Source organism: Candidatus Avelusimicrobium caledoniensis (assembly GCF_902756455.1).
GTDB lineage: Bacteria > Elusimicrobiota > Elusimicrobia > Elusimicrobiales > Elusimicrobiaceae > Avelusimicrobium > Avelusimicrobium caledoniense.
Genome location: NZ_CACVRB010000013.1, coordinates 21,863 through 31,763, shown reverse-complemented (window position 1 = coordinate 31,763; position 9,901 = coordinate 21,863). Strand labels below are relative to the sequence as shown.

Sequence of the window (9,901 nt, the reverse complement as noted above, 5' to 3'; positions counted from 1 at the left end):
TCTCTTTCGTTGCAGCTCTTATAGGTTGGGTGTTAACCCAACATAAATAAGGAATTTTTTCTGTCAGGCGTAGCCTGACCTACATTTAATCGTCGGTAAAAAATTGCCTATTGACATCGTTTTTTTTTTTGCTACATTTTATTTAATGATAAAAAGGAGGTTGTATGAAAAACAAACAAGCATTTACGCTTATTGAATTACTTGTCGTTGTTCTTATCATCGGCATACTTGCCGCGGTAGCTCTGCCGCAGTATACACTGGCGGTGGAAAAAGCACGTATGACAGAAGCAATAACCGTTGCCCAAAATATAAAGTTAGCGCAAGAGCGGTATCGTTTGGCAAATGGCAGTTATACTACGGTTGTGGAAGATTTAGACATTTCGTTTCCGGGTACCACTCCGACAAATTCTCAGATTAAATTGCCCAGCGGTGTCCGTATTTCCTTACAGGCCCCGCTTTACGTTTATATACAAAACAAAACTAATACCAATACATGGGTGTCCTATTATGACAATATCAATTCCACATTGGCCGGCAAGAAAAAATGCTACGCTAAACAAGGTGACAAGACCGCCAACTTGCTGTGTAAAAATTTGGGTGGAACAAATCCTTCAGATTCGGACGATTGTACCATTGGCGCATGTACGATTTATGTGTTGCCCTAGGCCTTAAACGAGCCCCTTAAAAAGGACGTCTTACAAGCTTTTCAGCAATTTTCTTTGGGGTCTTTATGGAAATCAATGCGTTGGGTTGGGGGGTTCCCTACCGCACGCTTTCACGCCAATTTTTTCCGCCGATAAGTAACTCTTTGGCCATCGCTCCTTGCCCCGGCGTGTAGGAATAAATCACTTCAAAAGTGGTTTGCGGGTTGTTGCGCTTGCGGAAAAGTTCATCTAATTGTTTAGCATATTCTTCCGGCACGTAGAAACGGCATTGCCGCCCCCAGCGGCCTTCGCGGCAGAAATTTTCCTTCGGGCAGATATTATTTTCAAATTGCGTACAATCGGTTTTGGCCCAATCAATTTGGTATTGAATATAATGGCCGGAAAGTAAATCGCGCGGATCATAGCCCATAACGGCTACTTTTACATCCGTGCCGTGGTTGCGTTGCCACGTCAGGCACAAGGTCCAAACCACTAAACACACAAAAGGGAGTGTAAAACAGACGGCTAAAATTTTTGTTTTCATTTAAAGGCCTCCATATTTTTAATGTATAAAGACGTGTGCTTGAAAACATAAATCAGGGCTAACACGGCTAACCCGCCGAAAATAAACCCGACGCCGGACATAAACAAATTGCTCAAGTGGCTGGCAAAAAGTATAAAAATATAAATTTCCGTTAAAATAGCGTTACGGCGGAAAGAAATCATATTTTGCGTTTGTATGGCCAAAAACATCCGCCCCGCCAAAAACGCAAACACGACGAGGTTGGCAAGCAAGGTAGTGCCTAAATGGTGGTTCCAACCGCTAGTGCCCCAACGTAGCCCGATACCAAAAATACTCAGATACGCCAGCCACATAGCCAGTTTTTCAAAGGCCTTGGGAAACAGCGTGTACGGGTGGGCGGTTTCGTCTAATTTTTTGCCGGCATAACTTAACAAACACAAACAAAGGACTGCGCTTACCGTGCCGGTATTAAAGGAGTCAAAGAGAAAATCAAAAATTTTCTCCCACCATCCGTTATTAAAAAGACTGAAAAATAAACACAACCACCCTACGTTAAAAAACAGGGCCCGGCTGACCACCACAAACGGCAACCCCAACAGTGCCCACGCGGTGGCAAAAGAGTGCCATCCGCCGTCTAAATGAAACGTCTGCCCAATAAGCCCGATCGTGGCGCCGATCATTAAAAAAGACAATATGGTAAATAATTCGGTAAGCCCTTTACGCTCGTGGGTAATGCACCAAAACGTCGTATAAAATAAACCGCCCAACAGGGCAAAATCGCCCGCCAATTTAATCACGGGGCCCAGCGCGTGCCAATTAGAAGCCACTATCAAACAAAGACCCAACCCGATCAGCAGTCCGGCAATGATAAAAGCCGAGCGGCCAAACGTGCGCGCGGCGCGTTGACGTTCAAAAGCCGCGATTTTTTCGCATTGTTCGGCGGTGATAAATTGTTGTTCTTTCCAAGTGTTCAGTTTTTTCTGTAAAGACATATCTTCTCCGTGTACACCGTCATTATATAAATTTTTCGTTTCATACAGCGGCCCGGTTAAAATGCTAAAATATCTATATAGTTTTTTAGTATTTTTCTTCCCAAGGAGTTTTCTCATGGAAATCGGTATCGTCGGTCTGCCTAATGTGGGCAAATCTACTTTGTTTAACGCGCTAACCTGCGCGGGTGCGGAAGCAAGCAACTATCCGTTTTGCACCATTGAGCCCAACGTCGGCATTGTGCCGATACCGGATAAGCGGTTAGATAAACTTTTTGAAATGTTTAAACCGCCCAAGAAAACCGCTGCGTTTATTAAATTTGTAGATATTGCCGGTATCGTCAAAGGCGCCAGCCAAGGCGAAGGGTTAGGAAACAAATTTTTAGCCAACATCCGCGAAGTGGACGCTATTATTCACGTCGTGCGGCTTTTTGAAGACGAAAACGTCACGCACGTGATGAACTCCGTGGACCCGTTGCGTGATATTGAAGTCATCAACACCGAACTCATGCTCGCCGATTTGGAAAGTGCCACTAAAATTTGCGACCGCCTGGGCAGCAACGCCAAGTCCGGCAAAAAAGATGCCGTAGCCGCGTTTGAGCGCATGAAAGAAATTAAAGCCGCGTTGGAAAACGGCAAGCCCGTTTCGTCTTTAGGTTTAGAGCCGGAAGAATTAAAAGAATATCAATTTTTAACGGCCAAACCGGTTTTGTACGTCGGCAACAACAGCGAAAAACGCAACGAGGCAAATGCCGCCAAAGTGGCTAAGTACGCTAAAGAAAACGGCGCGGGTTTTGTGGAGTTGTGCGTAAAATTTGAGGCCGACATTGCCGAATTTTCAGAAGAAGAAAAACACGCGTTCCTCGCCGAAACGGGCAGCGATTACACGGGGCTTGAAAAAGTAGTGCGCGAGGGGATGAAGTTATTAAATCTTTGCACGTATTTTACCGCCGGACCGGAAGTAGAAGTGCGCAGTTGGTTAATTCCCGTCGGCTGTACGGCACCGCAAGCGGCGGGCAAAATTCACAGCGATTTTGAAAAAGGTTTTATCCGCGCGGACGTCTATACGTTTGACGACCTTGTCAAATACGGCGACGAAAAATCTTTGCGCGAGCACGGTTTGATACGCTCGGAAGGCAAAGATTATATTGTAAAGGACGGCGACGTTTGCCTGTTTAAAATCAATGCCTAACCAAACGTGTAAACATTTCGGCGTGTGCGGCGGGTGCGCACTGCTCAACTTATCTTACGACGAGCAAGTGGCCAGAAAACAAGCCAAGTTGCAAGAAACTCTGCGCGAATTTTGGACGCGGGAAATCCCCGTTACCCAAACCGACAACCCGTTTTATTTCCGCAACAAGGTAGAACTCGGCTTTTGCCACCAAGTCAAATGGCGCGAAGATTACAACAAAAAAGACCCCGCCAACAAAACCCGCCCGTTGGAGTTTGAACAAGCACTCGGTTTTAAATATAAAGGCCGTTTTGATAGGGCGGTGGAAATCAGCGAGTGCCTTTTGTTTAGCGATAAACTTGTGCCTTTGTTAAACGCACTCCGTGCGTGGGCGGCGGCGGAAAATTTGCCGTATTATGACACGCGCAAACATACGGGCGTGTTGCGGCATCTATTGGTGCGCGAAGGGAAAAACACCGGCGAGCAAATTGTCGTTTTATTTGTAACGGACGATTTTAACGAAAAAACCTTTGTGCAAGCGGTGGAAAGCGTTTTACCAAACGCCAACATTATGGCCGCTGTGAACACGGGTCTTGCCGACACCGCCGCGCCGGAGAGCTTGCGTGTACTCAAAGGCAAAGACCATATTTTTGAAAAAATTATTTTAACAAACGAAAACGGCGAAAAAGAGCGCGAAGTGATTTTTAAACTTTCGCCGCAATCGTTTTTTCAGACGAACACGAAAACGGCACAAAAAATGTATAGCCGCGTGCGCGGGTTTGTTAAAAAACTCGCCCCCAAGAAAATTTATGATTTGTACGGCGGTGCGGGTAGTTTTTCACTCTCGTGTGCCGACTTGTGCGAGAAAAGTATTTGTGTGGAGTCCGTTGCACCCGCGATTTACAACGGTATTGAAAACGCCAAAATTAACAACGTAAAAAACGTACAATTTTTCTGCGCCAAAGTGGAAGATTTTGTTAAACAGCAACCGATTGAGAAAAAGGACGCGCTGATTATTTTAGATCCGCCGCGCGGCGGTATGCACCCCAAAGCCGCCAAGGCGGTGGCCGAGAGTGGCGTAGAAAACGTGCTTTATATTTCGTGTAACCCGGTTACGCTGGCTAACGACCTAAAAATTTTAACGCAACATTACGAAATCTTACACGTAGAAGCGTTTGACTTTTTCCCGCACAGCGAGCACATTGAAACGTTTGTCCAACTGAAATTAAAATGACCTTACAAGAAGCGTTAAATTCTCTTAACCCACAGCAACTTTCCGCTGTTAATTACGACGGCGGCCCGTGCCTGATTGTGGCCGGCGCGGGAACGGGAAAAACCAAAACGCTCACCACCAAAATCGCCAAACTGATCGCAGACGGCTACAATCCGTCGCGCATTTTGGCGGTTACGTTTACCAACAAAGCCGCCGGAGAAATGCGCGAGCGTGTGGAACAACTTGTTCCCGGCAACGCGCGGCGCGTGTGGATCCACACGTTTCACTCGTTCGGCGTGCGCATTTTGCGCCAACACGCGGGCGTGTTAAACCTTTCTAAAGATTTTGCCATTTACGACGATAACGACCAAAAAAAGGTCGTTACTTTGCTGCTTGAGCAAATGGGCGTTAAAGAACCCAAAAAAGAAGTCAACCAAATTGTCGGTATTATTTCGCGCGCCAAGGACGATATGATTTCGCCCGATACGATGATGCAATCGGCCACCGCGTCGGGGTTGGACGGTAAAATTCGCGTCGCGGAAATTTACCGCCGCTACGAGCAAAAATTAAAAGAGGCCGGGGCGCTAGACTTTGGCGACCTACTCGTCAAAACCGCCGTATTACTGCGCGACCACGAGGATATCCGCAACTACTACCAATCGTTTTTTCAATATATTTTGGTGGACGAGTACCAGGACACCAACCGCACCCAATACTTAATTACCAAAATGCTCGCCGCCGTCCACCGCAAACTCTGCGTCGTGGGGGACCCGGACCAAAGTATTTACTCGTGGCGCGGGGCGAACATCCGCAACATTTTGGAGTTTGAAAAAGATTTTAAAGACGCTAAAATTATCACGCTGGAGCAAAATTACCGCTCTACCAAAGTAATTTTGGATGCTTCTAACAAACTGATTTCCAAAAACAAACAACGCAAAGAGAAAAACCTGTTTACCGAAAAAGACTCCGGCGACCCGATTGAAGTGCGCCAATTGGAAACCGAAGGGCGCGAAGCGCGTTGGGTTAGCCAAAACATAAAATCGCTCGTGGAAACGGAAGGGGCGAGTTTAAAAGATATTGCCGTTTTCTACCGCACCAACGCCCAGAGCCGCAGTTTTGAAAATTCTTTTAAAACATATCAAATTCCGTACCGTTTAATTGGTGCTATGCGCTTTTACGACCGTAAAGAAATTAAAGACATGATGTGTTATGCACGCATACTTGTGAACCCAAATGACAACGTCAGTTTACTGCGCATTATCAACGCTCCTACGCGCGGACTTGGTAAAGTCGCACAGGATCGTTTGCTTGCCTATGCGGAAGAAAATAAAATTTCACTCTACAATTCTCTCAAAAATGCGGCGTACGTGCCGGGCTTAAGTTCGGCGGCTGTTAAAGCGGCTATCAAACTGGTGCAACTGTTTGAAAAGTGGCGCGGGGATATGTTGTTGACTGATCCCGCGGATGTTTTTAATAAAATCTTAAGTGAGTCGGGCTATATGGATGCCGTCAAAGCGGAAATGGATAAAGACCCGGAAGCCGAATCGCGCTTGCAAAACTTGGGGGAATTGGTTAGTGATGTTAAAGATTATGACGAGCGTTGCGAAAAAGGCGAGAAAGAGCCGTCCGTGGCGGACTTTTTGCAAGAGATTTCGCTTTTGTCCGGCGACGACGAAACACAAGCCGGTGAGGGTGGTGCAGTTACTTTAATGACGGTCCACCTAGCCAAAGGGTTGGAGTTTGACAATGTGTTTGTAACGGGTTTAGAGGAAAATCTCTTTCCGCTCGGGCGCGATAACGAGGATGAAACCGAAGAGGAACGCCGGCTTTGTTACGTAGCCATGACGCGCGCGCGCAAGCGGCTGTTTTTGACGTACGCGCAAACGCGCCGCAAGTTCGGGCAATTACAGGAAAATTTACCGTCGCGCTTTTTGTTTGAGAGCGGTTTATTAGACGAAAACGCCGTAGAGGAAACCGCGCCGCGCACGCGCTTTGCATGGGGGGGGAATTCTTCCTACTCCGGCGGAAATTACGAACGCTTTACCCGCCGCAAACGTGAGTATAGCGATAATTACGACGGCGGTTTTGAGGGCTACGCGCGCAAAAGCCGCTTCCAAAAACGCTACGATGAAGACGGGTACGAAATTCAAGACGATGAAAATTTAGATTATACGTCTTCTTCCTTTTCTTCTTACGCGCGCACGCCGAGTGTGGGCGCTTTGTATGCCGCGCCGAAACCGTCCGGTTACAGTTTATCTGATCCGCGCCGCGTGCCGGGTGCCGTTCCTCCCGCGCCGAAAGAGCCCGAAAAACCGGCTGAAAAAAATGCCGACGGGGTTGCTATCGGCGGACTTGTCAAACACGGGGTATTTGGGCAAGGTAAAATTGTGCAAATTGCGGGCTCCGGCGAGAGCGCGAAGATTACGGTTGTTTTTGGTAACGGCACAAAACGGACGTTTATGCTCAAATTCGCCCCGCTGGAAATACTGTAACTGCAAACGTAACCAGGTGCTAATTTTACTATGGCAACGTGTACCAACGCATCGTACTATGTGTAGATTTTAGCGTGCCTTTCATTATGTTTTTGCAATAACTTCCGTCTGGTTCGGTAAAATTCGCTCCGTCGGTACGACGCTCCACACAAACAGGCGTTGCTTTGGGTAGTCCATTGACGGCTGATTGAAGATATATCATAAAACCGCCCCCTTTATATTTCCCCGTCAGACGCCCTATACTGATGGCCGGCTCTTTTTTAGCGGCATCAAAGTACAGTTGCAAACTCCAATCGTTATTAGATTTTACGGGCGAGGCGTAATTGTCATACCATTTTCTTGTTCCTGTCCACGGGATATCCACACTCAGATCATCAAATGAAGAGGCAGCTTTCCCGTTTGCCAAATAATACGCTTCCGCCGCATTATATACGGACTTCAATAACGGCAACACTTGCGCCGCGCGTGATTTTTCCACTGCTTTTTGATATTGCGGCAATGCCACCGCGGCGAGTATGCCGATGATGAGGACAACGACTAAAAGTTCAATCAGTGTAAATGCACTGTTGTTAAAATTAGGTGTCATCCCCGAATGTTTCTGTCGGGGATCTTCCACCTTCCCATTAAAAAAGCGTTGTTTTTCCTCTTTTAATAACGACTTAGAAAGAGGAAGATTCCCGACAACAAATCTCGGGAATGACAAATTTTTATTTATGTTTTTCATGTTTGTTGCTCCTTTGTTGTTTTTTCCGTCCCTTTATTATCGTTTTTTTTTTTGATTTGTCAACCCCCTTTTCGCTTTTCTGGCACCAGAAAAGCTAGCAAAAGAGTGCCGCCTAGGGGGCGGCCCGCAGGGTTGCCATAAAAAGCAGACAAATCGGGAAAATTTACAAACTCGCTTCGCTCAAACATGTAAATTTTCTTTTCCGATTTGGCGCTTTTTATAAACAGCACTAAAGGGGCGGGAAAACGACAAACGGCACTCTCTTTATTCTGAGGAGTTTGCCGGAAAGACAAAAAAATTCCCGCAAAAGATATTCTTTTGCGGGAATTTGTATATTTCAGAGAAATTATTTCTCTTCTTCGTCTTTGCGGAATTTAGCCGCAATTTCTTCTTTGCGTTTGTTCCATTCTTTCATCACGCGTTCTTTGCCTTCGGCAATTTTTTCGCGCGCGCTATCTACGCGGTCTGCAAATTTTCCGCGTGCATTTTCGGCGTGTTCCAAAACGAAGTCCTTTTGTTCTTCGTAATTTTCTTCGGCCCAGCGTTTCAATTTGCGCCGGGTGGTTTCACCTTTAGCAGGTGCAAAAAGCACACCAAGCGCAATGCCCGTTACGGCACCGAGTAAAAATGCGGCCAGTCCGGTTTCAGCAGTCCTGTTGCACATAATCCCCCTCCTTTAGTTTGTATAATGTTATATAGATATTATACAACAAAAGATTATTTTTTCCAGTCCAAAAGAGAGAGGAATTTATCATGCCTAATCCGTCCGCTCCGCGTCAAAACGGTAAACAATTAGATCCCGCCGTTCGTAAGAAGAATTTTGAAGAAGTCGCCCAAATTTTTACCAAGGAAGAAGCTTTGGCCGAGGCCAACCGTTGTTTGCACTGCCAAAACGCGCGTTGCCAAGCCAACTGCCCAGTAGGGGTACAAATCCCGGCGTTTATCGCACTACTTAAAGACGGCAACGTCGGCGGTGCGATTAGCAAAATCATGGAAACCAGTTTGCTCCCCGCTATCTGTGGGCGCGTCTGTCCGCAAGAAAAACATTGTGAGGGCAACTGCGTATTAAAAGAAAAATTCGGCGCGGTCAACATTGGCATGTTGGAAAGATATACCGCCGATACCGCGCGCCGAGAGGGCCTTTTAAAAACGCCCGTCTGCGCGAAAAAAACCGGCAAAAAAGTGGCGTGTATCGGATCCGGCCCGTCGTCTATTGCGGCAGCGGCGGAACTCGCGCGCGCCGGGCACGAGGTAACTGTTTTTGAGGCGCTCCATGCGTTTGGCGGCGTGCTTCGTTACGGGATACCGTCTTTCCGCTTGCCGCGCGAAGTAATTGATAAAGAAATTGAAACCGTCAAGTCAATGGGCGTAAAATTTCAAACCGACGTGCTCGTCGGTGCAAGCGAAACTGTGGAAGATTTACTCAAAGAATTTGATGCCGTGTATATAGGTAGCGGGGCGGGGCTTCCCACCATGCTGGGTATACCGGGCGAAAGTGCCGTTGGGGTATATAGCGCCAACGAATTTTTAACGCGCGTCAATTTAATGCAAGCGTATAAATTTCCGCAAACCGATACGCCAATTCGTATCGGCAAACACGTGGTCGTCCTCGGCGGGGGAAACAGTGCCATGGATGCCGCGCGCTGTGCGATGCGCTTAGGGCCCGACACGGTAACGGTGGCTTACCGCCGAAGTGCGGCCGAAATGCCCGCCCGCGCGGCCGAGGTATTACACGCCCAGGAAGAAGGCGTGCAATTTGATTACCTCATCACCCCCAAAGAGATTTTGCAAGACGAAACAGGGCACGTTACCGGCATTAAATGTACCCGCAACGAACTGGGCGAGCCCGACGCTAAAGGACGCCGCCGCCCGGTGGAAATTTCCGGCTCTGAATTTATTTTGCCCGCCGATACGGTCATCGTGGCTATCGGTCAACGTCCGAACCCGATTATCGCCAAAACCACGCCGCAGTTAAAAACCACCGAGCGCGGGGTGCTCTCTTTAGACGAACAAGGCAAGACTTCTATTCCCGGTGTGTATGCGGGGGGCGATATTATCCGCGGCGGTGCAACGGTACTACTGGCCATGAAAGACGGCATTGAAGCCGCGCGCCGCATTAACAAGTATCTAAACGGGGGAAAATAA

At 47.5% G+C, this 9,901-nt stretch carries 9 protein-coding genes; 5 read left to right on the top strand and 4 right to left on the bottom strand.

Annotated elements, in window-relative coordinates:
* Window positions 1–164: 164 nt before the first annotated feature.
* Window positions 165–665: a type IV pilin protein gene (locus ACQY2W_RS04015; RefSeq protein WP_428049617.1), complete on the top strand. Its 501-nt coding sequence runs from the start codon at window positions 165–167 to the stop codon at window positions 663–665.
* Window positions 666–762: 97 nt separating this feature from the next.
* Here ACQY2W_RS04015 and ACQY2W_RS04010 read toward each other — a convergent pair whose 3' ends face one another.
* Entirely contained in the window at window positions 763–1,188 is a 426-nt protein-coding gene (locus ACQY2W_RS04010; protein ID WP_428049615.1) for a GDYXXLXY domain-containing protein, read from the bottom strand.
* Window positions 1,185–2,159: a DUF2157 domain-containing protein gene (locus tag ACQY2W_RS04005; protein ID WP_428049613.1), complete on the bottom strand. Its 975-nt coding sequence runs from the start codon at window positions 2,157–2,159 to the stop codon at window positions 1,185–1,187. The genes ACQY2W_RS04010 and ACQY2W_RS04005 overlap by 4 nt, the downstream gene beginning before the upstream one ends.
* A gap of 115 nt (window positions 2,160–2,274) precedes the next feature.
* Between ACQY2W_RS04005 and ychF the strand changes: the two genes are divergently transcribed.
* The 3 genes from ychF to ACQY2W_RS03990 are packed head-to-tail and all read left to right on the top strand — an operon-like array spanning window position 2,275 to window position 7,032.
* Entirely contained in the window at window positions 2,275–3,348 is a 1,074-nt protein-coding gene (ychF, locus tag ACQY2W_RS04000; RefSeq protein WP_428049611.1) for a redox-regulated ATPase YchF, read from the top strand.
* Window positions 3,341–4,561: a 23S rRNA (uracil(1939)-C(5))-methyltransferase RlmD gene (gene rlmD / locus ACQY2W_RS03995; RefSeq protein WP_428049610.1), complete on the top strand. Its 1,221-nt coding sequence runs from the start codon at window positions 3,341–3,343 to the stop codon at window positions 4,559–4,561. The genes ychF and rlmD overlap by 8 nt, the downstream gene beginning before the upstream one ends.
* Window positions 4,558–7,032 (top strand): ATP-dependent helicase, encoded by a 2,475-nt coding sequence (locus ACQY2W_RS03990; protein ID WP_428049608.1) that lies wholly within the window; start codon window positions 4,558–4,560, stop codon window positions 7,030–7,032. Before rlmD ends, ACQY2W_RS03990 begins: the two co-directional genes overlap by 4 nt.
* A 28-nt stretch (window positions 7,033–7,060) precedes the next feature.
* On the opposite strand, the gene ACQY2W_RS03985 is transcribed toward ACQY2W_RS03990, so the two are convergent.
* Together ACQY2W_RS03985 and ACQY2W_RS03980 are read right to left on the bottom strand one after the other, a co-directional pair.
* The gene (locus ACQY2W_RS03985) at window positions 7,061–7,756 is read right to left on the bottom strand and encodes a type IV pilin protein (protein WP_428049607.1); all 696 of its coding nucleotides are present in this window, start codon (window positions 7,754–7,756) and stop codon (window positions 7,061–7,063) included.
* A 346-nt stretch (window positions 7,757–8,102) separates the two neighbouring features.
* Window positions 8,103–8,420, bottom strand: coding sequence for a YtxH domain-containing protein (locus ACQY2W_RS03980; protein ID WP_428049606.1), 318 nt, complete (start codon window positions 8,418–8,420; stop codon window positions 8,103–8,105).
* A gap of 89 nt (window positions 8,421–8,509) precedes the next feature.
* Here ACQY2W_RS03980 and gltA point away from each other — a divergent pair, with 89 nt between their 5' ends.
* Window positions 8,510–9,901 carry an NADPH-dependent glutamate synthase gene (gltA, locus tag ACQY2W_RS03975; protein WP_428049604.1) on the top strand — a complete coding sequence of 464 codons (1,392 nt, stop codon included), beginning with the start codon at window positions 8,510–8,512 and terminating at the stop codon, window positions 9,899–9,901.

Excerpts from the sequence above, each read along its gene's own strand:
- ACQY2W_RS04015 (WP_428049617.1), top strand. The coding sequence starts at position 165 with ATGAAAAACAAACAAGCATTTACGCTTATTGAATTACTTGTCGTTGTT.
- ACQY2W_RS04010 (WP_428049615.1), bottom strand. The coding sequence starts at position 1,188 with ATGAAAACAAAAATTTTAGCCGTCTGTTTTACACTCCCTTTTGTGTGT.
- ACQY2W_RS04005 (WP_428049613.1), bottom strand. The coding sequence starts at position 2,159 with ATGTCTTTACAGAAAAAACTGAACACTTGGAAAGAACAACAATTTATC.
- ychF (WP_428049611.1), top strand. The coding sequence starts at position 2,275 with ATGGAAATCGGTATCGTCGGTCTGCCTAATGTGGGCAAATCTACTTTG.
- rlmD (WP_428049610.1), top strand. The coding sequence starts at position 3,341 with ATGCCTAACCAAACGTGTAAACATTTCGGCGTGTGCGGCGGGTGCGCA.
- ACQY2W_RS03990 (WP_428049608.1), top strand. The coding sequence starts at position 4,558 with ATGACCTTACAAGAAGCGTTAAATTCTCTTAACCCACAGCAACTTTCC.
- ACQY2W_RS03985 (WP_428049607.1), bottom strand. The coding sequence starts at position 7,756 with ATGAAAAACATAAATAAAAATTTGTCATTCCCGAGATTTGTTGTCGGG.
- ACQY2W_RS03980 (WP_428049606.1), bottom strand. The coding sequence starts at position 8,420 with ATGTGCAACAGGACTGCTGAAACCGGACTGGCCGCATTTTTACTCGGT.
- gltA (WP_428049604.1), top strand. The coding sequence starts at position 8,510 with ATGCCTAATCCGTCCGCTCCGCGTCAAAACGGTAAACAATTAGATCCC.